Below are 25,652 nucleotides of genomic sequence, written 5' to 3'. Positions count from 1 at the left end.
GTAGATTCACCATACGTCAGGACACCGCCTGAATTGGAAGGACTTGAGATGCGGATCACAGGTGTCGAGGGAACCGCGGACACCCTTTCCAAGGTCCTTCCCACGGTCCTCTCCAGGATCGCATCCCGGCGGCACAGGTCTGTACCAGAGCAGCCGAAGGTAAGAGACACGCCCGGGACGGGTGAGAATCGGGGCGGTCGATCACCCTCCAGCTCTTGTCATGGGCGGACTACCATCACCTCATGACCCGAGTACTGCTCGCCGAGGACGACGCGTCCATTTCGGAGCCGCTGGCCCGCGCACTGCGCCGGGAAGGGTACGAGGTCGAGGTGCGTGAGGACGGCCCCACCGCGCTCGACGCCGGCATGCAGGGCGGCATCGACCTGGTCGTGCTGGACCTCGGCCTGCCCGGCATGGACGGCCTGGAGGTGGCCCGGCGACTGCGTGCCGAGGGTCACACCGTGCCGGTCCTCATCCTCACCGCGCGCGCCGACGAGGTGGACACCGTCGTGGGCCTGGACGCGGGCGCCGACGACTACGTCACCAAGCCGTTCCGGCTGGCCGAGCTGCTCGCCCGGGTCCGGGCCCTGCTGCGGCGCGGGGCGGCCGAGCCGCAGCAGCCGCCGGCCACCCACGGCGTACGGATCGACGTCGAGTCGCACCGGGCCTGGATGGGCGACGAGGAGCTCCAGCTCACCGCGAAGGAGTTCGACCTGCTGCGGGTGCTGGTGCGCGACGCCGGCCGGGTGGTGACCCGGGACCAGCTGATGCGCGAGGTCTGGGACACGACCTGGTGGTCCTCGACCAAGACGCTCGACATGCACATCTCCTGGCTGCGCAAGAAGCTGGGCGACGACGCGGCCAACCCCCGCTACATCGCGACGGTGCGCGGCGTGGGCTTCCGTTTCGAGAAGAGCTGAGTCCCGGTATCCAGATCCAGGCCGTACAGGTAGTGATTCCCGGTATCCAGGCCGTACAGGTAAGTAGCAGGGCATGCGCCGTCGACTGATCCAGTCCACCCTCGCCGTCGTTCTCGTCGTGATCGCCGTCTTCGGCGTGTCACTGGTGATCGTCGAGACGCGGACCATCACCAGCACCGCGCAGGAGCGGGTGGACACCGAGGCGGTACGGCTCGCCAGCATCGTGGACAGCCGGCTGCTCGGCGAGGAGACCGTCGACGCGAAGGTGCTGCGGGACCAGATCCAGGGGGACCGCTACGCCGAGATCCGGATCCCGCGGAAGCCGGTGATCGAGGTCGGCACCAAGCCGACCGGCGACGTCATCAGCGCCACGGAGACCGGCGAGGAGGGCGAGACGGTCACCGTGCAGGAGCCGCGCTCGTCGGTGACCCGGGAGGTCGGCCGTACGCTGCTGATCATCGCGGCCGTGGCCCTCCTCGCGGTGATCGCGGCGGTGCTGCTCGCGGTACGCCAGGCGAACCGGCTGGCCTCGCCCCTCACCGACCTCGCGGAGACGGCGGAACGCCTCGGCTCGGGCGACCCCCGGCCCCGGCACAAGCGGTACGGCGTGCCCGAGCTGGACCGGGTGGCGGATGTGCTGGACTCCTCGGCCGAGCGCATCGCGCGCATGCTGACGGCGGAGCGGCGGCTGGCCGCCGACGCCTCCCACCAGCTGCGCACCCCGCTCACCGCGCTGTCCATGCGCCTGGAGGAGATCACCCTCACCGACGATCCCGACACGGTGAAGGACGAGGCGACCATCGCGCTGACGCAGGTGGAGCGCCTCACGGACGTCGTCCAGCGCCTGCTGACCAACTCCCGCGACCCGCGCACCGGCTCCGCCGTCACCTTCGACCTCGACGAGGTCATCCAGCAGCAGCTGGCGGAGTGGCGGCCCGCCTACCGCAGCGTGGGCCGGGCCATCGTCAGCTCCGGCAAGCGGCACCTGCAGGCGGTCGGCACGCCCGGCGCCGTGGCGCAGGTGCTCGCCGCCCTGATCGAGAACTCCCTCATGCACGGCGGTGGCACGGTGGCGCTGCGCACCCGGGTGACCGGCAACCAGGCCGTGATCGAGGTGACGGACGAGGGCCCCGGCGTCCCCGGCGACCTCGGCGCCCGCATCTTCGAGCGCGCCATCAGCGGCCGTAACTCCACGGGCATCGGCCTCGCGGTGGCCCGGGACCTGGCCGAGGCCGACGGCGGCCGGCTGGAGATGCTGCAGGCCAAGCCCCCGGTCATGGCGTTGTTCCTGTCCCGCACCCAGCCCCCGAAGAAGGCGCAGGACGCGGGGCAGACGGTCAGATAGCGGGCCGTTCAGGCCGCGCGCTGGCCGACCCGGCGCTCCTGCGGTGCAGGCCCGCGCGGGGGCTCCAGGAACGATTCGGCGGACGGCGCCGGCTCCTGCGCCGGCAGCGCACGGAACACCCACGTGCGGTACGACCAGAAGCGGAACAGGGTCGCGACGCCGATGCCGAGGAACTTGAAGATGTTGCTCTGCAGCGGGCTGTCCCAGCCGAAGCCGTAGGTCGCCGCGTACAGCACACCGTTCTCGATCACCAGGCCGGCCGCGCTGAACACCAGGAACAGGCTCAGTTCCTTGGTGCGGCGGCTCTTGTCGCGATCCCGGTAGGTGAAGTACCGGAAGCCGATGTAGTTGAAGATGATCGCCACGACCGTCGCGATGACGCTCGCCCGCACCACCTGGAGGTCGGTGACATGCCGCACCAGGTTGAACACGAGGAGGTTGACGAGGAGCCCCGCTCCACCCACCGCACCGAACTTGGCGACCTCACGCACCAGCAGGTCGAAGCGCTGCCGTACGGATTTCCCGGACACCGGAGGCGACGCATGAAGCCCCGAGGAACCACGTCCCATGGTTGTGAAGGCTCCCTGTCGGTCGGTTTCGTCGACGTCGGTCGTTTCGTCAACTCAGCCATGCTAACCACCCCCCTCCGCGATTGCCTGTGGGTGAGCTCATACGACGGGGAAGAGACCCGGAAAAGTCCGGTAAGAGGGTCGCCCCGGAGCGGCCGATACCCTAGGGGCGTGACGTTCCCGGTAGTCGGCATGGTCGGCGGGGGCCAGCTCGCTCGTATGACACACGAGGCAGGCATCCCGCTCGGCATCAGGTTCAAGCTCCTCAGTGACACCCCGCAGGATTCCGCGGCGCAAGTCGTCAGCGATGTCGTCATCGGCGACTATCGCGACCTCGACACGCTGCGCGAGTTCGCCCGCGGGTGCGATGTGATCACCTTCGATCACGAACATGTACCCACCGAGCACCTCAGGGCTCTGGAGGCGGACGGCATCCCCGTCCGCCCGGGCCCCGACGCGCTCGTGCACGCCCAGGACAAGGGAGTGATGCGCGCGAGGCTCGATGCGATCGGTGTGCCGTGCCCCCGGCACCGCATCGTGAGCGACCCGCAGGACGTCGCCGCGTTCGCGGCCGAGGGCGACGGCTTCCCGGTCGTGCTCAAGACCGTCCGCGGCGGCTACGACGGCAAGGGTGTCTGGGTCGTGGACAGCGTGGCCGAGGCGGAGGACCCCTTCCGCGCCGGTGTGCCCGTCCTCGCCGAGGAGAAGGTCGACTACGTCCGCGAGCTCGCCGCCAACGTCGTACGGTCGCCGCACGGCCAGGCCGTCGCCTACCCGGTCGTGGAGTCCCAGCAGGTGGGCGGCGTCTGTGACACCGTCATCGCACCCGCCCCCGACCTCGACGAGGCCCTCGCGCTGAAGGCCGAGGAGATGGCCCTGACCATCGCCAAGGAGCTCGGCGTCGTCGGCCATCTCGCGGTCGAGCTGTTCCAGACCCGCGACGGCCGCATCCTCGTCAACGAGCTCGCGATGCGTCCGCACAACTCGGGCCACTGGAGCCAGGACGGCGCCATCACCTCGCAGTTCGCCAACCATGTCCGGGCCGTCCTCGACCTCCCCCTCGGCGACCCGCGCCCGCGCGCGAAGTGGACCGTCATGGTCAACGTCCTGGGCGGCGACTACCCGGACATGTACTCCGCGTATCTGCACTGCATGGCCCGCGACCCCCAGCTGAAGATCCACATGTACGGCAAGGACGTGAAGCCCGGCCGCAAGGTCGGACATGTCAACACCTACGGCGACGACCTGGACGACGTGCTGGAGCGCGCCCGTCACGCTGCCGGCTACCTGAGAGGCACGATCACCGAATGAGCCCCGCCCACCCGTCGCCCGACCACCACCCCTCAACGAGCGCTGACGCGCGCCCCTATCCATCGGTTGGCATCGTCATGGGTTCGGACTCCGACTGGCCCGTCATGGAGGCAGCCGCCCAGGCCCTCGACGAGTTCGAGATCGACTACGAGGTCGACGTCGTCTCCGCGCACCGCATGCCGCGCGAGATGGTCACCTACGGCGAGCGGGCGGCCGAGCGCGGACTGAAGGTGATCATCGCCGGGGCGGGCGGCGCCGCCCACCTCCCGGGCATGCTCGCCTCCGTCACGCCCCTCCCGGTGATCGGCGTGCCCGTCCCGCTGAAGTACCTCGACGGCATGGACTCCCTGCTGTCGATCGTGCAGATGCCGGCCGGTGTCCCGGTCGCCACGGTCTCGGTCGCCGGTGCGCGCAACGCCGGTCTGCTCGCCGCCCGCATCCTCGCCACCCACGACGAGGACCTGCTCCAGCGGATGCGCGAGTTCCAGCAGGATCTGAACGACCAGGCCACCGAGAAGGGCAAGCGCCTGCGCGCCAAGGTCGAGGGAGCGGGCGGGTTCGGCTTCGGCGCGGGGAAGTGACGCCGATGACCTCCCTGGAGGCAGCCCGGGAACTGCTGCGCGAGTTCCCCGTGGTCGACGGCCACAACGACCTCCCCTGGGCGCTGCGCGCACAGGTCAACTACGACCTCGACGCCCGCGACATCGCCGCCGACCAGGGCGCCCATCTGCACACCGACATCCCCCGCCTGCGCGAGGGCGGCGTCGGCGCGCAGTTCTGGTCGGTGTACGTGCGGTCCGACTACGCCGGCGACAAGGCGGTCAGCGCCACCCTCGAACAGATTGACTGCGTACGGCAGTTGATGGCGCGCTACCCGGCCGACCTGCGCCCGGCGCTGACGGCGGCGGACATGGAGGCGGCCCGCGCGGAGGGCCGTATCGCCTCCCTGATGGGAGCGGAGGGCGGGCACTCCATCGCGAACTCCCTCGCCACGCTGCGGGCCCTGTACGCGCTCGGCGTCCGCTACATGACGCTCACGCACAACGACAACATCGCGTGGGCGGACTCGGCGACGGACGAACCCGGCGTGGGCGGCCTGTCGGCCTTCGGCCGCGAGGTCGTGCGGGAGATGAACCGCGAGGGCATGCTGGTCGACCTCTCGCACGTGGCGCCGACGACGATGCGCGACGCCCTGGACGCCACGTCGGCCCCGGTGATCTTCTCCCACTCCTCCGCCCGCGCGGTGTGCGACCACCCGCGCAACATCCCGGACGACGTGCTGGAGCGGCTGCCCGGCAACGGCGGCGTCGCGATGGTGACGTTCGTGCCGAAGTTCGTGCTCCAGGCGGCGGTCGACTGGACGGTCGCGGCCGACGAGAACATGCGCGCGCACGGCTTCCACCACCTCGACACCACCGCCGAGGCGATGAAGGTGCACCGCGCCTTCGAGGAGTCCAACCCGCGCCCGATCGCCACGGTGTCCACGGTCGCCGACCATCTGGACCATATGCGCGAGGTCGTCGGCGTCGACCACCTCGGCATCGGCGGCGACTACGACGGCACGGCCTTCACCCCGGACGGTCTGAACGACGTCTCCGGCTACCCCAACCTGATCGCCGAGCTGCTGGACCGCGGCTGGTCCGAGCCCGATCTGGCCAAGCTGACCTGGCAGAACGCGGTACGGGTGCTGGGCGCGGCGGAGGACGTGGCCCGTGACCTCCGCACGACGCGGGGCCCGTCCAACGCGACCATCGAGGCGCTGGACGGCTGAGCGCCGAGGGCGGGGCGGCCGGTCGCCCCGCCCGGTGTCCCGAGGTGCCCGGCGTACCCCCGAACGCCCCGTCCACCAGGAAGGACGCGCGGGTCCGTGCGACGGTGAACCGTACTGCTGATCAGTACGTCGATCACGTACGGAGACCGCCATGGCAGACCTCAAGTACGACGCGGACGCCGGCCCCGAGGTCGGTGAGATAGGTGATCTGCCGGAACCGCTGCCCGCCGCCCCGCCCGAGCCCGCCGCCCCGCCCGAACCCGTCGCCGACCCGGGTGAGGACTCCCGCACCGATCGCCTGGCCCGCGCCCACCGCCTGCTGGCCGCACATCCCGTCGCCGACGGCTACAGCGGACTGCCGTGGGCGCTGCGCCGGCTGTCCTGGTTCGACCTGGAGCTCGGCGAGAGCGCCGTCGACACCGATGTGCCGAGGATGCGTGAGGGCCATGTCGGCGCGCTGTTCTGGGCACTGCACCTGCCCGAGGCGCTGGACGGGGACCGGGCCGTCGGCGCCACGCTGGAGCAGCTGGACCTGGTCAAGACCGTCGTACGGGCCCATGCCGAGGGGCTGCGCCTGGCCGACGCCTCCGGCCCGATCACCGACGCACGCCACAGCGGCCGGGTCGCCGTGCTGCCGGGACCGGCGGGAGCCGCCGCGCTCGGCGACTCGCTCGGCATCCTGCGCTCCCTGCACGGCCTCGGGCTGCGTGCCCTGACGCTGTCCGGCGTCTCCTGGGCGAGCGAGTCGGGGCTGACCAGGTTCGGCGAGGAGGTGCTGCGCGAGATGAACCGCCTCGGGGTGCTGGCCGACCTCTCCGGCGCCTCCGAGGACACGGTGCGCCGGGCGTGCGCGGTGTCCAAGGCACCGGTCCTGTGCGCCCGCTCGGCCGCCCGCGCCCTGCGCCCGCATCCTGCCAACCTCCCCGACGACCTGCTGGCCGCGCTGAGCGCGGTGCGGGGCCTGTGCATGGTGCCGCTCACCGCCGAGCAGACCGGCCCGTCCGTCCGGGACGTCGCCGACCATCTCGACCATGTGCGCGAGGTCGCCGGCCCCGAGTGCGTCGGCCTGTCCGGCACCTATGACGCAGGCGCCGCCCATCCGCAGGACCTCAGCGACGCCTCCTGCTACCCGCACCTCATCGCCGAACTGCTGCGCCGGGGCTGGCCGGAGTCCGATATCGCCCTGCTGACCTGGGGCAACGTTCAGCGCGTACTGCGCGAGGCCGACTTCAAGGCCCGGGAGGCACAGCGGCGCCGGGAGCCGTCGACGATGAAGATCGCCGAACTGGACGGGTAGCGGCCCGAGCCGGGTGAGGCCTTGAGTGACGCATCAGATTACGTATCAAGTGATGCATCAAGTGAGGTATTTAGAAAGGTCGTTGAAGATTGATTCGGCGTGATACGCCCGGGTGCGGCAGAATGCGAAGGACGCCGTTTCGGCCGACTGAGCCTCGGCCGAAACGGCGTCGCCCCGAAGGGGCGCGGGGCCGTATCCATGTGGGGCTCCGCCGCGTGGGCGCGACCAGCCACGACGGCGCCGCAGCCGAACGACGGCGCCCATCAGGGCACGGCCGGCGGAGCGCTAGGCGGTCGGCCGGCCCATCGCCCGGTAGCTCCAGCCCGCCTTGCGCCACAGCTCGGGGTCGAGGGCGTTGCGACCGTCCAGGATGACCCGGGCCGCCGCGGCCTCGCCGAGCGCCCTCGGGTCCAGCTCGCGGAACTCCCGCCACTCCGTCAGATGCAGGACGACGTCGGCGCCGCGCACCGCCTCGATCGCGCTGTCGGCGTAGCCGAGGGTGGGGAAGAGACGGCGGGCGTTGCCCATGCCCTTGGGGTCGTAGACCGTGACCTGGCCGCCCTGGAGGTGGATCTGCCCGGCGACGTTCAGCGCGGGCGAGTCCCGTACGTCGTCCGAGTCGGGCTTGAAGGTGGCGCCGAGCACCGCGACCCGCTTGCCGAGGAACGGTCCGCCGCCCAGCGCCTGCCGGGCGAGCTCCACCATCTGCCCGCGCTGGCGCATGTTGATCGAGTCGATCTCGCGCAGGAACGTCAGCGCCTGGTCGGCGCCCAGCTCACCGGCGCGGGCCATGAAGGCGCGGATGTCCTTGGGCAGACAGCCGCCGCCGAAGCCGATCCCGGCCCGCAGGAACTTCTTTCCGATCCGGTCGTCGTGCCCGATGGCCTCCGCGAGCCTGGCGACATCGCCGCCGGCGGCCTCGCAGACCTCCGCCATCGCGTTGATGAAGGAGATCTTGGTGGCCAGGAAGGAGTTGGCGGAGGTCTTCACCAGCTCGGCGGTGGGGAAGTCGGTGACGACGAAGGGGGAGCCGTCGGCGATCGGCGTCGCGTACACCTCGCGCAGCAGCTTCTCGGCGCGCTCGCTGCGCACGCCGACCACGATCCGGTCCGGGTGCAGGGTGTCGTCGACGGCGAAGCCCTCGCGGAGGAACTCCGGGTTCCAGGCCAGCTCCACCTCGCCGCCGCCCGGTGCCAGCTCCAGGATGCGGGCGGCGAGCCGGTCCGCGCTGCCCACCGGCACGGTCGACTTGCCGACGACCAGGTTCGGGCCGCGCAGGTGCTTGGCGAGGGACTCGACGGCGGAGTCGACGTAGCTCATGTCGCAGGCGTACTCGCCGTGCTTCTGCGGAGTGTTCACACAGACGAAGTGCACATCGCCGAACTCGGCGACCTCCGCCCAGTCCATGGTGAAGCGCAGCCGGCCCGTGGAGCCCTCGATGCCGGCGACGTGCTTGCGCAGCAGGTCCTCCAGACCCGGCTCGAACATCGGGACCTGGCCCCGGCCGAGCATCTCGATCTTCTCGGGCACGACATCGAGCCCCAGCACCTCGAACCCGAGCTCGGCCATGGCCGCGGCGTGGGTGGCGCCGAGATAGCCGGTACCGATCACGGTGATCTTGAGGGCCATGGGGGACTCCAGAAGGGGGACGGGGGCGTGCGGGCCCGAGCATAGTCGGAGGGTCTGACGGGCAACTTCCCCGCTGTCGCCAAGCTCACGTATCACTCCCGTGAGCCGACCCCTAAAATTTGAGTTACTTAACGGTAATTAGCACCGGCATCACACTTGCCACCCAGCGTCCTTGGAGCGTGAGAGACCTTGGCCGGATCGGCTGACTTCGACCTGTACCGCCCGTCCGAGGAGCACGACATGCTCCGTGACGCCATCCGCTCCCTGGCCGAGGCGAAGATCGCGCCGCACGCCGCCGCGGTCGACGAGGACGCCCGCTTCCCGCAGGAGGCGCTGGAGGCCCTGGTCGCCAACGATCTGCATGCGGTGCACGTGCCCGAGGAGTACGGCGGCGCCGGCGCCGACGCGCTCGCCACGGTCATCGTGATCGAGGAGGTGTCCCGCGTCTGCGCGTCCTCCTCCCTCATCCCGGCCGTGAACAAGCTGGGCTCGCTCCCGGTGATCCTCTCCGGCTCCGACGACCTGAAGAAGCGGTACATGGCCCCGCTCGCCAAGGGTGAGGGCATGTTCTCGTACTGCCTGTCCGAGCCCGACGCCGGCTCCGACGCGGCCGGCATGAAGACGAAGGCCGTCCGCGACGGCGACCACTACATACTCAACGGCGTGAAGCGCTGGATCACCAACGCCGGCGTCTCCGAGTACTACACGGTGATGGCGGTCACGGACCCGGCCAAGCGCTCCAAGGGCATCTCGGCGTTCGTCGTGGAGAAGTCCGACGAGGGCGTCTCCTTCGGCGCCCCGGAGAAGAAGCTCGGCATCAAGGGCTCCCCGACCCGCGAGGTCTACCTCGACAACGTCCGTATCCCGGCGGACCGCATGATCGGCGAGGAGGGCACCGGCTTCGCCACCGCGATGAAGACGCTGGACCACACCCGCATCACCATCGCCGCCCAGGCCCTCGGTATCGCCCAGGGCGCCCTCGACTACGCCAAGGGCTATGTCCAGGAGCGCAAGCAGTTCGGCAAGCCGATCGCCGACTTCCAGGGCATCCAGTTCATGCTCGCCGACATGGCCATGAAGATCTCGGCCGCCCGCGCCCTGACCTACCAGGCCGCCGCCGCCTCCGAGCGCGGTGACGCCGACCTGACCTACCTGGGCGCCGCCGCCAAGTGCTTCGCCTCGGACGTCGCGATGGAGGTCACCACGGACGCCGTCCAGCTCCTCGGCGGCTACGGCTACACCCGTGACTACCCGGTCGAGCGCATGATGCGCGACGCCAAGATCACGCAGATCTACGAGGGCACGAACCAGGTCCAGCGGATCGTCATGGCAAGGAACCTTCCGTAGCAGGGTGTGAACGAACGACGCAGCCCCCGGCGTGATGCCGGGGGCTGTTGTCGTCCACGGATCGGGCGCATCGCGCCGTCCGAACGGGCGGCCGGCAGCGAAGGCTCAGTCCGCGTAACCCTCGGCCGCCCGCTTCTCCCGCAGCTCCTTGATCGCCCGCCGCCGCGCCAGCCGATGCGTACGCCGGATCTGGGCCTCCTGGTAACGGCGGTTGTCGCGCTCGGTCTCCGGCAGTACCGGGGGCACCCGGCGCGGCTTGCCGTCGGCGTCCACCGCCGCGAACACCAGGTAGGCCGAGCCGACCTGGGTGGGCGGCGTCGACTCGTTCCAGCGCTCGGCCAGGACCCGTACGCCGACCTCCATCGAGGTCCGGCCGGTCCAGTTGACCTGCGCCTTCACATGGACCAGGTCGCCGACGCGGACCGGCTCCAGGAAGACCATCTCGTCCATGGACGCCGTGACGGCGGGGCCGCCGCTGTGCCGCCCGGCCACCGCTCCCGCCGCGTCGTCCACCAACTTCATGATCACACCGCCGTGCACGGTGCCCAGAAGGTTGGTGTCGTTGTGGGTCATGATGTGGCTGAGAGTGGTGCGGGACGCGGATGTCGGCTTGCCCGGGATCTCCGGAGTGCCCGACTCCGCTGTGGTGACCTGGTCTGTCATGGCCTCCACCTTATGCCGAGCTGACATTCGCGGACTTTGTGTTGGGTTCGCAACAGCCGTGCCTCTATTTTTCGCCGACTCTTGTAAGACACGTGGCTGTGCCCTGCACACTGGGGCGCATGAATGACTGGCCCCAGGCATGGTCCGACGACAACCGCGGCAGCCGTTACGGACGCGGCAGCGCCGGCGCACAGCCCGAAGGTGCGCGCGTGATGCGGCAGGTCCGCCGCGGCCCCGCGGCGCCGCCCGGCCAGGGCTACGGAGGTGTGCCGCGCCAGCAGTCGTACGTGAACGGCCAGGGCCACGGCGGCTACGCCGACGACGGCTATGACGACGGGTACGACAGCGGCTACAACACGGGCCAGGTCTACGGCCGCGGTGGTCCCGGCGGCCCCGACGACGACGGCAGATACGAGCCGCGGCCCGCGCCGAACTGGCGGCGCCGTCTCAAGTTGACCGCGATCACGCTGGTGACCGTGCTGGTCGTCACATCCGTCGCCACCTACTTCTGGGCCGACTCCAAGCTCAACCGCGATGTCGACCTGTCCAAGGTCATCGACCGGCCGGAGGCGGGCGAGGGCACCAACTACCTGATCGTCGGCTCCGACAGCCGTGAGGGCATGTCCGCCGAGGAGAAGAAGCAGCTGCACACCGGGTCCGCCACGGGCAAGCGGACGGACTCGATGATGATCCTGCACGTTGGCGACAACGCGCCGACGCTCATCTCACTGCCCCGCGACTCGAACATAACGATCCCTGAGTTCCAGGGCTCCGAGTCCGGCAAGACCAGGGCCGCGATGGGCGCCAACAAGCTCAACGCGGCATATGCGATCGATGGGCCGACGCTGCTGGTGCGTACGGTCGAATTCAACACAGGCCTGCATATCGACCACTACGTCGAGATCGGTTTCGCGGGCTTCGCGAACATCGTGGACTCGGTCGGCGGCGTCGAGATCGACATCCCGCAGGACATCAAGGACTCCAAGTCCGGCGCGGACTTCAAGAAGGGCAAGCAGACCCTGAACGGCGAGGAGGCGCTCGCCTTCGTCCGTACCCGGTACGCGCTGGCCGGCTCCGACCTGGACCGTACGAAGAACCAGCAGAAGTTCCTCTCGGCCCTGGCCAACCAGGTGGCGACCCCGAGCACCGTCCTGAACCCCTTCAAGCTGTACCCGACCATGGGCGCGGGCCTGGACTCCCTGATCGTCGACAAGGACATGAGCCTGTGGGACCTGGCGTCCATGTTCTGGGCGATGAAGGGCGTCAGCGGCGGCGAGGGCAAGTCGATGAACATGCCGATCGCCGGCAACGCCGCCAATGGCAACCTCGCCTGGGACATGACGAAGGTGAAGACGCTGGTGAACCAGTTGAAGAACGATGAGCCCGTGACGGTGTCCAGTAACTGACGGACGATCACGTCCACACCCTGATTTGAGATCTCTTTACTTCAAGTTCATGTGCATGCCATGATCCCCCCGCTCGGTTGATACTGATCAAGAGGGGGGCACATGCGCCCGATCGGACTTTCCCGCCGCCTCGTTGCGAGAGGGATGGCCGTCTCGCTCACTGCGATGGGCCTGTCGGTCCTCGGCAGCCAGAGCGCGTCGGCCGCTTACTGCAGCGAGGACTCAAGCGTCGCGTACAGCGCCTACGGCCACTCGGCCGCGTGGTTCAAGCACGACGGCGACAAGGTCTACGTGAAGGACTCGGTGGCCGACGGCCACTCGGGCGTCGCCGTGGTCTCGGTGTCCTACCCGGACGGCAGCGGCGGGCTCTACGACATCATCTGGAACCGACAGGGTGCCGGCACCACGATCAGCGTGGCATACGGCACCTCCATGCCCGAATGCACCCAGGTCCACGTCTCGGCCTGTGTGGGTGAGTACTCGACGAGGAAGTACTGGGACTGCATCGCCGCACGCCCCGGAATCGCGTAGCGGCTGCATGCCGTAACCCCCCACGGGCATGTCAAGGGCGCCCAGCCGGGCGCCCTTGACATGCCGTCCGCCGCGTGGTGTCACATCGTGGCGCCGGCCATCGCGCGGCAGGTCGCGGCGCAGCGGCGACACGCCTCCGCGCAGCGCATCATCTGCGGATCGTCCGGCATGGACATACACGCCTCGGCGCACATCTCACAGGCCTTGGCGCACATCGCGCACATCTCCGCCGACATGGGCGAGCGGCGCATCATCATGTCCGCGCACATCCGGGTCGTCTCGGCGCAGTCCATGAGCGCCCGCATGATCTGCATCTGGGCCTGGCCGCCCATCTGCATACAGGAGCTCATGGTCTCCTCGCAGATGCCGTGGCAGGTCATGCACGCGTCGACGCAGTCCTGCATCTCCTTGCTCATCGGGATGGTTCCGGGCTGGGTCATGGCTCCTCCTGGGGGACGCGGGAGCCCGGGGCGGGCCCCGTGCCCTTCCGTCCTACGCCCGCCAACGGCGGGGCGCCATCGGGCGGACGCGAACAATTCGCACCAGAAGTCACAAGAGGCGTCGTGCCCGGCATTCCGTCGGACTGTCCCGCGGGGCCATTCGGGTCACGGCTCCCCCTGCGCCCACGCGCGGGGGACGCCCCTCACGAGCACCCCGTCTCGTCCCCCCGCACCACCGCGGAGTGACCCTGCAACGGGTCCACGGCCCGGACCTTGCGGACCTGCCTGAAGTCCTTGCCCACGATCACCTTCAGCGTCGGCCCGAGCCCCTTCACCGCGCGCAGCTCGCTGCCGGGCAGCGCGGCCGCCAGGGACTTCGCCGAGCGGTCCCAGCCGGGGTCGTGGGCGACGACCGTCCGCTTCTGCGTGCGTTCCGCCGCGGCCACCGGGCTTCCCGTCGTGCGGAACCCGACCCCCGCCAACGCCGCGTCGACCCGCTTGCCGAGACCCTCCCGCGTGGTGCCGTTCTCCACCTGGACATGGATCTGCTGCGGGGCGACCTCCACCGGGACGACCCGGTGCTTCGGGCGGTGCTCGGCCAGCGGCCTGTCCTCGCGCAGCGCCCGGAAGAGGCGCTCGGCCCGCTCGGTGTCCCACTTCACCGTGGAACCGAGGCCCTTGACCGTGTACCCGAGCTGCCCGATCGGCACGGTCGTGAACTCCGACGACGACGGCGAGAAGTTCCGCATGGCCCGCCCGAGGTCGAGCAGCTCGCCCGTGCCGAACTCCTTGTCGGCCCGCACCGACCCCAGCACCGCCCGGGTCACGTCCCGGAACCGCATCGGGTTCAGCAGGATCCCCGACGACGTCGCCCGCTCCACCAGCGCCGCCATGAACCGCTGCTGGCGCTGCACCCGCCCCAGATCGGAGTCGTTGTCGATGTGCCGGGCGCGCACGAACTGCAACGCCTCGCCGCCCATCAGCTGATGGGAGCCGGCCGGCAGGTCGAGGCCGGTGTAGGAGTCCTTCAGCGGCTCGGCGGTGCAGATCCGCACCCCGCCGAGCACGTCCACCGTCTTCATGAAGCTGGTGAAGTCGACCTCCAGATAGTGGTCGATCTTGACGTGGGTCATGTGCTCGACGGTGCGCACGGTCAGGTTCGGACCGCCCTCCGCGTACGCCGCGTTGATCTTGATCGGGTGGGCCTTGCGCCCCTCGTCGGCCGGCACCTCGGCGTACGAGTCGCGCGGCAGGCTCACCACGCTCGCCCGCTCCCGGTCCGCCGAGATGTGCACGATCATGATTGTGTCGGTGCAGTGGCACGGGGCGCCGCCCAGCTTGTACTTGCGCCGCTCCTCGTCGCTGATGCGGTCGCGGCCGTCGGTGCCGACGAGCAGGACGTTCATCCCGTGCCCGGCCTGCGGCCGGTTCTTCATGTCCTTGAACGGGTCCACCCGCGCGATCGTCGCGTCCAGGCTGGTGACCACCGCGTGCCCGATGCCGGCGGAGGCGAGCACCACCACGGACAGTGTCGTCACCGCCCGCATCGCCCAGCGTGGCCGCCTGCGCCGCGCCGGGGCGACCGGCCGCTCACCGCCGCGGGACGGCTGTGGGCGTCGCTGCGCGGGGGAGTGGGAGCGGCGGGGCGGCGTGGGCATGGGGCGATACCTCCGCTGGGGCTTGCCCTGGGGGCCGAACGTGGGATCCGTGAGCACCGTAGGGCCATACGATCTGCTGCCCGGAGCACCGTCACCGGCGGGGCGCACCGGTGTCCCCCGTTCGCGGTAACGTGAGCCCCCTATGAACGCCAATCCCGACGTGCAGCTCCCCGCCGTGTCCGTCATCATGCCCGTCCTCGACGAGGAGCGGCATCTGCGCGGAGCCGTCCAAGCGATCCTCGCGCAGGAGTACGCCGGCGAGATGGAGGTCGTGATCGCCCTCGGTCCGTCGACGGACCGTACGGACGAGATCGCCGCGGAGCTGGTCGCCGAAGACCCCCGCGTGCACACCGTCCCGAACCCGACCGGCCGCACGCCCGCCGCCCTGAACGCCGCGATCAAGGCCTCCCGCCACCCGATCGTGGTCCGCGTCGACGGCCACGGCATCCTCTCCCCGAACTACATCGCCACCGCCGTCCGTCTGCTGGCGGAGACCGGCGCGCAGAACGTCGGCGGCATCATGCACGCCGAGGGCGAGAACGACTGGGAGCACGCCGTCGCCGCCGCGATGACCTCGAAGATCGGCGTCGGCAACGCGGCCTTCCACACGGGCGGCGAGGCGCAGTCCGCGGAGACGGTGTACCTCGGTGTGTTCCGGCGCGAGGCGCTGGAGCAGCAGGGCGGCTACAACGAGGAGTTCATCCGTGCCCAGGACTGGGAGCTCAACTTCCGGATCCGCGAGGCGGGCGGCCTGATCTGGTTCTCGCCCGAGCTGAAGGTGTCGTACCGTCCGCGGCCGTCGGTGAAGGCACTCGCCAAGCAGTACAAGGACTACGGCCGCTGGCGCCATGTCGTCGCCCGTTACCACGCCGGCTCCATCAACCTGCGCTACCTCGCCCCGCCGACGGCGGTCTGCGCGATCGCGGCGGGCCTCGTGCTGGGCGCCCTGGTCACCCCGTGGGCCCTGGTGGTCCCCGGCGGCTACCTCGCGGCGATCACCGCGGGCTCGGTCCCGGCCGGCAAGGGACTGCCGCTGAAGGCCCGACTCCAGATCCCCGTCGCCCTCGCGACCATGCACATGTCCTGGGGCTACGGCTTCCTGACCAGCCCGCGTTCGCTGGCGCGGAAGGTCATCGCGTCACGGCGCCCGGCGGTGCTCAGCGCCGACGTCTCGTCCTGAACGTGCGGCAGGCCCCTCTCGGCGGGTGAGAGGGGCCTGGGCGCACCGGGTGAGGACCGTCAGCAGCCGGGGCCGCTGCACCCACCCGAGTAGTAGAACTTGCTGGAGGCGTTGTTGTTCTTCAGCCAGGTGGGCAGGTTGACCCGCTTGCCGCCGAGTGTCTTGAACGAGTCGCCGGACCAGCCGGAGTTGTAGTACGTCTGGCAGGTGAACAGCGGGCCCATGTTGCAGTACAGGGAAGCCGCGTTGTTGCCGACCACCTGGTTCTGGCCGCTTCCACCGGTGATGAAGTAGTCGTCGTGGTGGGTGTACTGGTCGCCCTCGTAGTCGATCATCGAGCCCGAGGTGTTGGAGTTGAAGTAGTAACACGACTCCTGGGCCGTGCAGACGCCGTTGGCGGCCTCGGCGGTACTCGAGTACGCGAGCACCGAGGTCAGCGCGGCGGCACCGGCCGTGACGAACGTCGCCCAGCGGTTCATGTGTGTCCCCTCGTTTCGTTGTCGTCGGTCTTCTGGCTCCGGGGCCGGTCAGTTCTCGCCGGCCCCGAGGATCCGGTCGGCGCGCGCGACGAGCCTCGTCGCTTCCGTGCGCGCCTTCTTCAGCTGCGTGCCCTGGGCATCGACGGTGGCCCTCTGCAGGGCGCTCTCGACGGCCTGCCAGGTGTCCACGAGCCCCGTCCGCTGCTTGCAGGTGATGTCCGCGACGGCCACGGAACGCTCGTAGTCCGTCACCTTCGCGCCCATGACCCTGCGGTCGGCGGGCGGATCCAGCGGGTTGGCGAAGCGGTGCCCGGCGTCTGCCATGCAGCCGGACCAGGCCGCGAACTCCTTGGTCACCCGGGGGTCCTTCAGGGACCGCTGGAAGGAGTCGCGCTTGTACCACTGGGGGAGGTCGACGGCCGTCATGTCGATGTCGGCCTCCAGCTCACGGTGTGCCTCGCCCGCACAGCCGTCGTCGAAATCGCCCTTGTCCCCGGTGGGTCTGCCCGTGCCGGTGAGGGCGTGCTCGTAGCGCTCGGAGCGCTCCGGCTGCCGTGCTTGCTGTGTCGGAGTGCCGCCCAGGTGGTAGCCGTACTTCTTCGCCGTCTTCAGGACGGTGATGCCGTAGCGGCGTTCATGGCCCGTGGCGGCGGTGGCGACGCCGGGTGCGGCCGGTTCGTCGTAGGTGAAGCCCTTCTCGCGCATGCACCGGTCGGTGAGGACGGCTAGGGCGCGCGAGACGGTGTTGTAGTCCTCGTCGGTGATCTGGTACGGGTCGAGGGGCAGCGTGATCCGGGTGGTCGAGGCCGGGTTCCGGGTGGTCTGCGGACGGGGGTCCTCGGGGGATTCCCCGGGTGAGCAGGCCGCGAGGAAGGCCATGGCGATCAACAGGACCGATGCGCCGTGGGCCGCTCTCATCGTGTCGCTCCCGCGCGGGCAGCGGCCTTCAGGACGGCTTCCTTGCGCTGCTTGAGCGTGTCGAGCTGCTGCTGGTTCTGCTCGATGGCCCGTTCCTGGTAGGCGACTTCCACGGCGTACCAGACACCGATGACGTTGTGTTCGCGTTTGCACTCGACATCCGCCTCGGCCACTTGGATCTCCCGCCGGGAGGCGCTGGTGGAATCCTTGAAGGACGGGTCCTCGACCGGGTCCATGGGGCCCTTGTAGGTGTAGCCCTTTCCCTTCATGCAGTCCGACCACTTCGCGAACGCCTGCTTCACCCTGGAGTCCTTCTGGGACTCCTGGTACGTGAAGACGGCCAACTGGGAGGCGAACTCCTCCTTGTCGGGGTGAACCTTCGGACCCTGCGCGGCCAGATCACGCAGCGCCTTGCCCCAACAACCGCCCTGCGGAACGGACTTGCCGTCGGCCGTCCTGCTGGAGTCCTGCCCGTCCGGGAGCCCGAACAGCACCAGGGACTCGGCCGGGGAGTAGTTCTCCTCGGGGGGCCTCGGGCCGCGGTCCGCGGGATCGATCCGGTAACCGAAGCGCGAGGCCGTGTCCAGGTTCGTCACGCCGTAGCGGTTGGCGTCCCGCAGCGCCTTGTCGCCCCGGTACGGGGGACGGGGCTCCAGGTCGAACCCGAAGCCGCGCATGCACTCGGCGGCCAGCAGGTCCTCACCCTGTCGCCGGGTCCGCTCCTCGTCGTCGGTCCATTGGTAGGCCTCCAACGGCAGTTCCAGGCTGGTGGAGGCGCGCATGCTCGGCGTGGCCGAAACCGCGGGCGGTGTCCTGAAGTCGACCGGCGGGGCCTCCTCGGACCGGGCCCGGTCGTCCGGGCCCGCGTCGGAGGAGGAACAGCCGGTGAGCAGGAGAGCTGCACAGCCCACTGCCAGGCCGATCCTTGTGGTGCGCACGATGTGGGTTCCGTGGATCAGAAGGGCTCGTAGCTGGAGGCGTTGTTGTTCTGCAGCCAGCCCGGCGTGTTGCGGCGCACCCCGTCACAGGTGTGGTTGTGGCGCTCGCCCTTGAAGTTGGAGTTGAAGAAGATCGCGTAGTTGTACCGCGTGCCCCAGCACTTGGCGGAGGAGGAGTTGTTGCCGACGACCAGACCCTGGCCCGGGCCGGAGGCCTTGAAGGTGTCGTCGTGGTGGGTCGGCTCCTCGTCGTAGTAGTCCATGAACGACGAGGACGAGTACGAGGTCGAGTGGTAGTACATGCACAGCTCCTCGGCCACGCACTTCCCGTCCTTGTAGTTGTCGAACGAGTAGGCCTGTGCGGGCGTGGCGGTGACCGCCACCGCCCCGGCGGCGAGCAGGACGCCGGCGAGCTTCGATGCGATGCGCATGACAATTCCCCCTAGTTCTGGTGTTCGACTCTGCGAGCCGTCGAGGATCTTGACACGCATCACCACCTGTGAGGCAAGTGTGAAAATCCGAATGGCCGAAGAGTGCTCTAAGTGGCCGAAAACAACCCTCCGTGAAGCTTTGGCCATGGAAAATGGTTTGACATGTCACCGGAAGGGGTGATCATCTCTGGCACGGACATGACGGCGGTTGGGCGGGACTGACCACCACCCGGGACGCCGACACTGAACTTGTGGGGGAATCGTGTCGGAGCCGAGCGGGAGCTCCGGGCTGTCGCGGCGCAAGCGCGCCGTGGCCGCCCTGGCGACAGGTGCGGTGGTCCTTGCGGGCGCCGCGCTGTGGACCTCGACCTTCGTGAAGTCGCCGGCCCAGGCCGCGGCGGAGGCCGGCCCGCCGGCCCCGGACGTGCTCACCGCGCCCGTGGAGCGGCGCGTGCTTTCGGACACCGTCGTCACGCGCGGAGTGGTCTCCGCCTCCCAGACCGTCGACATCGCCCCTGTCGGCGCGGCCGGGGAGGGCTCCGCCGCACCCGTCGTCACCAAGGTGATGATGCGATCCGGGCAGACCTTCAAAGCCGGACGCGTGCTGGTGGAGGTGTCCGGGCGGCCCGTCTTCGCCCTGCCCGGGAAACTCCCGGTGTACCGGGACCTGAAGCCGGGCACGCACGGTGACGACGTACGCCAACTCCAGAAGGCGCTGGGGACGTTGGGCCACTCCACCGGGTCCGACGAAGCCGGCACCTACGGCCCCGGCACCAAGCAAGCCGTCGCCGCGCTGTACGCGGCCCTCGGCTATGAGCCCGTCGTCGCCGGCGCCGGAGACGGCGAGGGCGACGATCCCGTGAGCGCCGCCCGGGACCAGGTCAAGGAAGTGCAGCGCCGGCTCGACGGTCTGCTCGAGGTCGACGCGGACAAGCGGGACGCCGACGACATCCGCTACGCCCGCGAGGACCTGGCCGATGCCAAGACCCGGCTCACCGAGGCCGAGGCGGTCTCGGGCCCCATGGTGCCCGCCTCCGAAGTGGTCTTCCTCGCCGGCTTCCCGGCCCGCGTCGATGCCATGGACGCCGAGGTCGGTGGCGAGGCCGGGGAGAAGCTCGCGACCGTGTCCGCGGGACGACTGGTGATCAGGGGATCGCTCGGCGCCCAGGAGAAGGACCTCGTACGGCCGGGCCAGAAGGTGGAGATGCTGTCGGAGGTGTACGGGGACGAGGTCGCCGGCACGGTCGCCTCCGTGGCCGACGTCCCCACCGCGCCCGAGGACGACAAGGACACGAGCGCGGTCCCCGGCGGCCAGGGATACGTCGTCGTGGTCAAGGCGGACTCCGCGCTGCCTACCCGGCTCGCGGGCCAGGACGTGCGCCTGACCATCGAGGCCGCCACATCGGGCGAGAAGGTGCTCGTCGTCCCCGTGTCCGCCATCTCCGCCGGTGCCGACTCCCGTACCACCGTCACCGTCCTGGAACGTGACGGTGAGCGGCGCCGGGTCGAGGTCCGCCCCGGCACGTCCGGCGACGGCTACACCGAGGTCACCCCGGTGGGCGGCGCGCGCCTCGCACCGGGCGAGAAGGTCGTCGTCGGGGTCGCGCGATGAACACCCAGACCGCCACACCCCCGGTCGTCGAATTCCGGGGCGTCGCCCTGACCTACCCCGGCCCGCCCCCGGTGCGGGCGCTGAAGGCGTGCGAACTGACCATCCGGCAGGGCGAGTACGTCACGATCGTCGGCCCCTCCGGGTCCGGCAAGTCCACCTTCCTCAACATCGCGGGCCTGCTCGACGCGCCCACCGAGGGCCGTTACCTCCTCGACGGCATCGACACCGGAACGCTCTGCGACGCGGACCGCACCGGACTGCGCGGCCGGCGGATCGGCTTCGTCTTCCAGAGCTTCCACCTGCTGCCGCACCGCTCCGCGCTCGAGAACGTGATGCTTGCCATGGTCTACAACACCAGTGCGCGCCGCGGTCGCAGGGAGCGGGCCCGTGACGCACTGGAACGGGTCGGCCTCGGTCACCGCACCGATGCGCTGCCCACCCGGCTGTCGGGAGGCGAACGGCAGCGTGTCGCCATCGCCCGCGCGCTCGTCGCACGCCCTTCCCTGCTGCTGTGCGACGAGCCGACGGGCAACCTCGACACCGCCACGGCCGAGTCGATCCTTCTCCTGCTGGACGAACTCCACCGCAACGGCCTGACCCTTGTGGTGATCACACACGATCCGGACGTCGCCGCCCGCGGTCAGCGCACCCTCGCCATCAGGGACGGCCTGCTCAGTGAGCAGGTGATGGCCGCGTGAAGCTACCGAGACCCGGTGGCCCGAAGAGCGATACGGGCCGTATCGTCCGGGCCGACCGGTCCCGGCTGAGCCTGCGCGACCTGCTGTCCGAGTCCGCCGCCGGCATCCTGCAGCGTCCGGCGCGTTCCGCGCTCACCGCACTCGGCACCGTCCTCGGAGTCGGGACCTTCGTCGCGGTCCTCGGTCTCACCGCCACCACGTCGTCGCAGGTCGACTCCCGCTTCAATGAGCTGACCGCCACCGAGGTCACCGTCGAGGACACCGGCGGCGACCAGCCCGACCTCCTCGAGAACGCCTTCCCGCCGGACGCGGACCGCCGCATCGGAGCGCTCAACGGGGTGCGGGACGCGGGCGTGTACTGGCCGGTGCGACTGCCGCCGGACGACCTCGTTTCGGCCGCGCCCCCCGGGACCGGGGAGGCGGGCGAGCGGACCCAGGTGGTCGCGGCGTCCCCCGGTGTCTTCGCCGCGGCGGGGCCGCTCCTGGAGCAGGGGCGGACGTTCGACACCTACCACGACCGGCAGGGCGAGAACGTGGCCGTGATCGGCTCGGGCCTGGCGGCACGGCTCGGCATCACCACGTTGGAGACCGCTCCGGCGGTCTTCGTGGGCGACCACGCGTTCACCGTCATCGGCATCGTCGAGGACGTCGAGCGCAAGGCGGACCTGCTGCTGTCGGTCGTGGTGCCGCAGACCGCCGCCGAGCGCGTCTGGGGCGGCCCGGACAGCGGTGAGCGAGCGAAGATGCTCATCTCCACCGAACTGGGGGCAGCCCGCCAGATCGCCTCGGAGGCGGCGCTCGCACTCGACCCCGCGCACCCGGAGCACTTCAAGGTCGTACCGCCGCCGGATCCCCGGAGCCTGCGCGGCAGCGTCACCTCCGACCTGAACCAGCTCTTCATGCTGCTGGCCGGCATCTGCCTGGTGATCGGGGCGGTCGGTATCGCCAACACCACCCTCGTCGCGGTGCTGGAACGCACCGGCGAAATCGGACTGCGCAGGGCGCTCGGCGCCCGCGGCCGCCACATCACCGTGCAGTTCCTGGCCGAGTCGGGCGCGCTGGGAGCGCTCGGAGGGCTGATCGGCACCAGCCTCGGCACGGTCACGGTGGTGGCTCTGGCGGTCTTCCGTGAATGGACACCGGTCATCCATCCGGCGACCGTCGTCACCGCCCCGGGTGTCGGCCTGCTCACCGGGGTGCTGGCGGGGCTCTACCCCGCATGGCGCGCCAGCCGCATCCAGCCCGCGGAGGCGCTGCGGCGCTGACGCACGCCGAGGTTCCCCCATCTACCCCCAGCCCCCCCCATGGCGTTCCAAGGAAGAGACGTGCGAAAGACGACAGTGACAGCCCTGCTCGCCGGTGCTCTGCTCATCGCGGGCTGCTCCGGATCCGGCGACGGCGACCCGGCGGCCGCGTCACAGCAGCCGGACAGCTCGATCGCGCCCAGGTCGTCCAGCCTCACGGCGGATCTCGCGCTGCCCATCGAGGGCTATATCTTCTCGGAGTCGGAGATCGGTTACCTGACCCGCGCGATGAGCAGCCTGGCGCAGCGTTGCATGCAACGCGCGGGGTTCGACTACCGCCCGGACGACACCCCGTCCGTCGACATCGGAGTCATGGACCGCCGCTACGGCATCGCCAACTCCCACACGGCGCAGACCTACGGCTACCACTTCCCGACCCCGAGGACCGACCGGGACGGCGCCGCCAAGTCGCTGAGCCCGGCCGGCCGTATCGCGCTCGCCGGCCAGCCGGAGGCGGACGGCTCGCTCGACCCCGACGGCGGGTGCATCGGAGAGGCCAAACGACGACTGGCAGGAGGCGACGGCCGGTTCGGCCCGGACAAGCCCGCCCGGGAACTGAACCTGGAGAGCTACGCCCGCAGTCAGAAGGACCCACGCGTGCTCGCCGTCTTCCGCACATGGTCCTCGTGCATGGCGGCCAAGGGCTATCGCTACGACTCGCCCATGGACGCGATCGACGACCCGGCATTCGGGGCCGAGAAGACGAGCCCCGCCGAGATTTCGACGGCCCGAGCGGACGTCGAATGCAAGAAGAAGACCGGACTCGTCCGTACCTGGTTCGACGTCGAGTCCGAGTGGCAGCGGTCGCAGATCGAGCAGAACGCCGAGGCGTACGCCGAGATCAAGCGGCACAAGACCGAACAGCTCAAGCGTGCCGCCGACGAACTGGGCGAGTCCCGGTGAACCGCTGTCCGTCCACACCCCCTACACACAGCAGAAGGGACCTACGTTCCATGCGTATCCGTACCTCCGCCCTCGCCGTCGCCCTGGCCGCCGCCGGTACCCTCGGCATGCTGGCCACCGCGGCGCCCGCCCAGGCCGACAGCATCCCCGACGACCTGTGCGGCGGTGTCATAGATGTCGACTACTGCCTCTGGTACAACTCCAACCAGAAGGGCGGCTGGACCGCCACCTACGAGAACATCGCGAACTGGGGCGGCAGCAGCCCCTGGCACTTCACCAACGGTGGTCAGGGCACGAACGGCGTCGGCCAGCTCGTGAAGAACAACGCCGCGTCCTACGCCAACAGCCACGACAGCAAGACCGGCGTCTCCTACTTCAACTCGAACTACGCGGGCGCCTCCGACGTCGCCCCGCCGCGCGACAAGGGCAACCTCTCCAACACCTACAACAACAACGCGTCCTTCCGCTGGCGCTGAGCCCGGTGACGGCCGCAGTGAGTGCGGCCGTCGCAACACAGTGATCAACTGACCGTGGCGAGCCCGCCGCCGGCCCTGCGACTCCGGAGGGCCGGCGGTGAGGACGCCTAGGACCAGGAGAAGTTCGGGTTGACGTGCATGCAGGCGTCCTCGTTCGCGCCGTTGAGCGCCTCGGCCGTTTCCGGAGTCTTGTCGTCCTCCTTGGGCGCCTTGTAAGCGGTGCCCTCGCGCCAGTCCGCTCCCACGACGAGCGTGACACCGGAGACGTTCGTCGACTTCTTCACCGAGCTCAGCGGAATGCCCAGTGACTTGGCGACCCGCTGGGCGTCGCCCTCCAACTCGGCGCTCGGGTACCGGACGACCGTACGGTCCTCACTCGGGGACTCGGACGTGTCGGCGATCGCCCTGGTGAACCCCTTCTCCACGAGCATCCCGGCCACCGTTCTCGCTCGCCCGCTGACAGCGGCCAGCGTGTCGGTACGTGAGCCGTTCTGGACCTGGACCGCGATCTCGCCGTCAGCGGCCGCAGGGTCGTCGGAGCTCTTCTCCTCGGTCTTCTTCTTCGCGTCCCTGCCGTCCAGGGCGATGTCGTCACGCACCAGCCGGAAGAGCTGTTCGGCGTCCTCCGTGGGCTCCACCCGCGCGCCCACGTACCGGTTCGGCATCGTGGTCATGGTGATCCGCTTGGGCTCCACCTTCCGCAGCTCGCCGCTGAGGTCGTAGAGCTTCTTGACGGTGTCGAGACCCGGATCGACGGTGAGGGCCCTGGTGGCCTGCTCGACGAGCCTGCGGAGCTTGTTCGGACTGCTCAGAGTGGCGTTCTCGCGCAGCTCCCGGACCATCGAGTTCATGTACATGTGCTGGGCCTTGGCCCGGGCGAGGTCGCTGCCGTCCTCGAAGCCGTAGCGGGTGCGCAGCCACTGAAGCGCCTGCTCGCCCTTCACCGGGTGCGTGCCCTCCTCCAGCTTCAGACCGGAGCCGTGTCCCTCGCTGTCACGTGAGTAGATGTTGGCGTCCACACACACGGGGACACCGCCGATGGCGTCGGCCATCGACACCACACCGGCGAAGTCGACCATCATGAAGTGGTCGATGTGGATGCCGGTGAGCTCCTGCCAGGTGGCCACCGAGCAGCCGGGGCCGCCATGGCCGAGGCTCTGGTTCGTCATCACCCGGCCGTTGCTCGCCGGGTACACCTTGCCGTCGTCCGGGTCAGTGCACTTCGGGATCTGCACGAGGGTGTCACGGGGCATGCTGATGACCGACATGTTGCTTCGGTCGGCCGACAGGTGCAGCAGCATCTGCACGTCCGCCAGCGGTGTGGAACCGAACGTCTCCTTGGCGCCGCCGAGTTTCTGGTTCTCGGCGGTGTCCCGGGCATCGGAGCCGATGAGCAGGATGTTGAGAGGGGTCTGGCCGGCGGCGTTCGGCGTCGGTTCGGCGACCTTGTTGTCGCCCAGATTCAGGTGGTCTTCTTCGATGTTGCCGTTCAGGTGCTGGTAGTAGAGGTAACCGGCACCCGCCGTGCCCAGTATCACCACCGCCAGAGTCGTCGCCGACCAGCGCAGCACCCGCCGTCTGCGGCGTCTGCGGTCGGTTCCCTGGCTCTCCCTGCGTCCCCCACCGCCGTGCCGGCCCCCCTGGTCGGCCGGCGTGTCCTGGTCGGCCTGCGGGGTGAGGGACATGGTGTCCTCCACAGTGGGGGCCTCCCCACGCACACTGCTCTGCGCCAACTCTCTGCCCTTCCCCACCCTTGGCCCGACACGCCATTGCTTCCGCGCCGGACCTCCCTGTCCGGTGCGGAGCGAACCATGTCAGGTCACTCT

At 69.8% G+C, this 25,652-nt stretch carries 25 protein-coding genes; 15 read left to right on the top strand and 10 right to left on the bottom strand.

The annotated features are described in order from the left end of the window. Nucleotides 1–242 precede the first annotated feature (242 nt). Together ACFPQ9_RS27680 and ACFPQ9_RS27675 are read left to right on the top strand one after the other, a co-directional pair. Nucleotides 243–920 (top strand): response regulator transcription factor, encoded by a 678-nt coding sequence (locus tag ACFPQ9_RS27680; protein ID WP_107905766.1) that lies wholly within the window; start codon nucleotides 243–245, stop codon nucleotides 918–920. A gap of 73 nt (nucleotides 921–993) precedes the next feature. Next, on the top strand, nucleotides 994–2,265 hold the full coding sequence (locus ACFPQ9_RS27675; RefSeq protein ID WP_380858872.1) for an ATP-binding protein: 1,272 nt from the start codon (nucleotides 994–996) through the stop codon (nucleotides 2,263–2,265). Between the two features lie 8 nt (nucleotides 2,266–2,273). Here the strand turns inward: ACFPQ9_RS27675 and ACFPQ9_RS27670 are convergent, their stop codons facing one another. Further along, on the bottom strand, nucleotides 2,274–2,834 hold the full coding sequence (locus ACFPQ9_RS27670; protein WP_380858869.1) for a GtrA family protein: 561 nt from the start codon (nucleotides 2,832–2,834) through the stop codon (nucleotides 2,274–2,276). Between the two features lie 171 nt (nucleotides 2,835–3,005). Here ACFPQ9_RS27670 and ACFPQ9_RS27665 point away from each other — a divergent pair, with 171 nt between their 5' ends. The 4 genes from ACFPQ9_RS27665 to ACFPQ9_RS27650 all read left to right on the top strand — a co-directional run bounded on the left by ACFPQ9_RS27665 (nucleotide 3,006) and on the right by ACFPQ9_RS27650 (nucleotide 7,213). Then, nucleotides 3,006–4,145, top strand: coding sequence for a 5-(carboxyamino)imidazole ribonucleotide synthase (locus tag ACFPQ9_RS27665; protein ID WP_380858866.1), 1,140 nt, complete (start codon nucleotides 3,006–3,008; stop codon nucleotides 4,143–4,145). Between the two features lie 77 nt (nucleotides 4,146–4,222). Continuing rightward, nucleotides 4,223–4,726: a 5-(carboxyamino)imidazole ribonucleotide mutase gene (gene purE, locus ACFPQ9_RS27660; protein ID WP_380858863.1), complete on the top strand. Its 504-nt coding sequence runs from the start codon at nucleotides 4,223–4,225 to the stop codon at nucleotides 4,724–4,726. A gap of 5 nt (nucleotides 4,727–4,731) precedes the next feature. Continuing rightward, on the top strand, nucleotides 4,732–5,916 hold the full coding sequence (locus ACFPQ9_RS27655; protein WP_380858860.1) for a dipeptidase: 1,185 nt from the start codon (nucleotides 4,732–4,734) through the stop codon (nucleotides 5,914–5,916). Nucleotides 5,917–6,067: 151 nt separating this feature from the next. Further along, a complete protein-coding gene (locus tag ACFPQ9_RS27650) occupies nucleotides 6,068–7,213 on the top strand; it encodes a dipeptidase (protein ID WP_380858857.1) in 1,146 nt (381 codons plus the stop codon). A gap of 285 nt (nucleotides 7,214–7,498) precedes the next feature. Here the strand turns inward: ACFPQ9_RS27650 and ACFPQ9_RS27645 are convergent, their stop codons facing one another. Further along, the gene (locus tag ACFPQ9_RS27645; protein WP_380858854.1) at nucleotides 7,499–8,842 is read right to left on the bottom strand and encodes a UDP-glucose dehydrogenase family protein; all 1,344 of its coding nucleotides are present in this window, start codon (nucleotides 8,840–8,842) and stop codon (nucleotides 7,499–7,501) included. Between the two features lie 189 nt (nucleotides 8,843–9,031). On the opposite strand from ACFPQ9_RS27645, the gene ACFPQ9_RS27640 reads away from it, so the two are divergent. After that, nucleotides 9,032–10,189, top strand: coding sequence for an acyl-CoA dehydrogenase family protein (locus tag ACFPQ9_RS27640; RefSeq protein ID WP_380858851.1), 1,158 nt, complete (start codon nucleotides 9,032–9,034; stop codon nucleotides 10,187–10,189). 105 nt (nucleotides 10,190–10,294) lie between these two features. On the opposite strand, the gene ACFPQ9_RS27635 is transcribed toward ACFPQ9_RS27640, so the two are convergent. Then, complete coding sequence (locus ACFPQ9_RS27635) at nucleotides 10,295–10,852, bottom strand: acyl-CoA thioesterase (RefSeq protein WP_380858848.1); 558 nt, start codon at nucleotides 10,850–10,852, stop codon at nucleotides 10,295–10,297. Nucleotides 10,853–10,971: 119 nt separating this feature from the next. Between ACFPQ9_RS27635 and ACFPQ9_RS27630 the strand changes: the two genes are divergently transcribed. After that, nucleotides 10,972–12,258 (top strand): LCP family protein, encoded by a 1,287-nt coding sequence (locus ACFPQ9_RS27630; RefSeq protein WP_380858845.1) that lies wholly within the window; start codon nucleotides 10,972–10,974, stop codon nucleotides 12,256–12,258. Nucleotides 12,259–12,423: 165 nt separating this feature from the next. Further along, nucleotides 12,424–12,789 (top strand): hypothetical protein, encoded by a 366-nt coding sequence (locus tag ACFPQ9_RS27625; RefSeq protein WP_380858842.1) that lies wholly within the window; start codon nucleotides 12,424–12,426, stop codon nucleotides 12,787–12,789. A gap of 80 nt (nucleotides 12,790–12,869) precedes the next feature. On the opposite strand, the gene ACFPQ9_RS27620 is transcribed toward ACFPQ9_RS27625, so the two are convergent. Continuing rightward, complete coding sequence (locus ACFPQ9_RS27620; protein WP_380858839.1) at nucleotides 12,870–13,229, bottom strand: four-helix bundle copper-binding protein; 360 nt, start codon at nucleotides 13,227–13,229, stop codon at nucleotides 12,870–12,872. 203 nt (nucleotides 13,230–13,432) lie between these two features. Next, nucleotides 13,433–14,887 (bottom strand): LCP family protein, encoded by a 1,455-nt coding sequence (locus tag ACFPQ9_RS27615; RefSeq protein ID WP_380858836.1) that lies wholly within the window; start codon nucleotides 14,885–14,887, stop codon nucleotides 13,433–13,435. A 142-nt stretch (nucleotides 14,888–15,029) separates the two neighbouring features. On the opposite strand from ACFPQ9_RS27615, the gene ACFPQ9_RS27610 reads away from it, so the two are divergent. Further along, nucleotides 15,030–16,067 carry a glycosyltransferase family 2 protein gene (locus ACFPQ9_RS27610; protein WP_380858833.1) on the top strand — a complete coding sequence of 346 codons (1,038 nt, stop codon included), beginning with the start codon at nucleotides 15,030–15,032 and terminating at the stop codon, nucleotides 16,065–16,067. Nucleotides 16,068–16,126: 59 nt separating this feature from the next. On the opposite strand, the gene ACFPQ9_RS27605 is transcribed toward ACFPQ9_RS27610, so the two are convergent. The 4 genes from ACFPQ9_RS27605 to ACFPQ9_RS27590 are packed head-to-tail and all read right to left on the bottom strand — an operon-like array spanning nucleotide 16,127 to nucleotide 18,833. Beyond that, complete coding sequence (locus tag ACFPQ9_RS27605) at nucleotides 16,127–16,546, bottom strand: hypothetical protein (RefSeq protein ID WP_380858830.1); 420 nt, start codon at nucleotides 16,544–16,546, stop codon at nucleotides 16,127–16,129. Nucleotides 16,547–16,594: 48 nt separating this feature from the next. Then, on the bottom strand, nucleotides 16,595–17,464 hold the full coding sequence (locus tag ACFPQ9_RS27600) for a BAR domain-containing protein (RefSeq protein ID WP_380858827.1): 870 nt from the start codon (nucleotides 17,462–17,464) through the stop codon (nucleotides 16,595–16,597). Continuing rightward, a complete protein-coding gene (locus tag ACFPQ9_RS27595) occupies nucleotides 17,461–18,402 on the bottom strand; it encodes a hypothetical protein (RefSeq protein WP_380858824.1) in 942 nt (313 codons plus the stop codon). The genes ACFPQ9_RS27600 and ACFPQ9_RS27595 overlap by 4 nt, the downstream gene beginning before the upstream one ends. A 17-nt stretch (nucleotides 18,403–18,419) precedes the next feature. Then, the gene (locus ACFPQ9_RS27590) at nucleotides 18,420–18,833 is read right to left on the bottom strand and encodes a hypothetical protein (RefSeq protein WP_380858821.1); all 414 of its coding nucleotides are present in this window, start codon (nucleotides 18,831–18,833) and stop codon (nucleotides 18,420–18,422) included. Nucleotides 18,834–19,095: 262 nt separating this feature from the next. On the opposite strand from ACFPQ9_RS27590, the gene ACFPQ9_RS27585 reads away from it, so the two are divergent. The 5 genes from ACFPQ9_RS27585 to ACFPQ9_RS27565 are packed head-to-tail and all read left to right on the top strand — an operon-like array spanning nucleotide 19,096 to nucleotide 23,826. Further along, complete coding sequence (locus ACFPQ9_RS27585; RefSeq protein WP_380858817.1) at nucleotides 19,096–20,445, top strand: peptidoglycan-binding protein; 1,350 nt, start codon at nucleotides 19,096–19,098, stop codon at nucleotides 20,443–20,445. Next, nucleotides 20,442–21,143, top strand: a complete 702-nt coding sequence (locus tag ACFPQ9_RS27580) for an ABC transporter ATP-binding protein (RefSeq protein ID WP_380858814.1) — start codon at nucleotides 20,442–20,444, stop codon at nucleotides 21,141–21,143. Before ACFPQ9_RS27585 ends, ACFPQ9_RS27580 begins: the two co-directional genes overlap by 4 nt. Before the next feature lie 41 nt (nucleotides 21,144–21,184). Beyond that, on the top strand, nucleotides 21,185–22,408 hold the full coding sequence (locus ACFPQ9_RS27575; protein ID WP_380859466.1) for an ABC transporter permease: 1,224 nt from the start codon (nucleotides 21,185–21,187) through the stop codon (nucleotides 22,406–22,408). 60 nt (nucleotides 22,409–22,468) lie between these two features. Then, complete coding sequence (locus ACFPQ9_RS27570) at nucleotides 22,469–23,350, top strand: hypothetical protein (RefSeq protein WP_380858811.1); 882 nt, start codon at nucleotides 22,469–22,471, stop codon at nucleotides 23,348–23,350. A gap of 50 nt (nucleotides 23,351–23,400) precedes the next feature. After that, nucleotides 23,401–23,826 carry a peptidase M23 gene (locus ACFPQ9_RS27565; RefSeq protein ID WP_380858808.1) on the top strand — a complete coding sequence of 142 codons (426 nt, stop codon included), beginning with the start codon at nucleotides 23,401–23,403 and terminating at the stop codon, nucleotides 23,824–23,826. 107 nt (nucleotides 23,827–23,933) lie between these two features. On the opposite strand, the gene ACFPQ9_RS27560 is transcribed toward ACFPQ9_RS27565, so the two are convergent. Continuing rightward, entirely contained in the window at nucleotides 23,934–25,511 is a 1,578-nt protein-coding gene (locus ACFPQ9_RS27560) for an LCP family protein (RefSeq protein WP_380858805.1), read from the bottom strand. Nucleotides 25,512–25,652: the final 141 nt, after the last annotated feature.

It is taken from the genome of Streptomyces coerulescens, from assembly GCF_042657965.1.
Taxonomy (GTDB): Bacteria; Actinomycetota; Actinomycetes; order Streptomycetales; family Streptomycetaceae; genus Streptomyces; species Streptomyces coerulescens.
The sequence above is the reverse complement of the archived record's forward strand: the minus strand, read 5'-3'. Positions and strand labels throughout refer to the sequence as shown.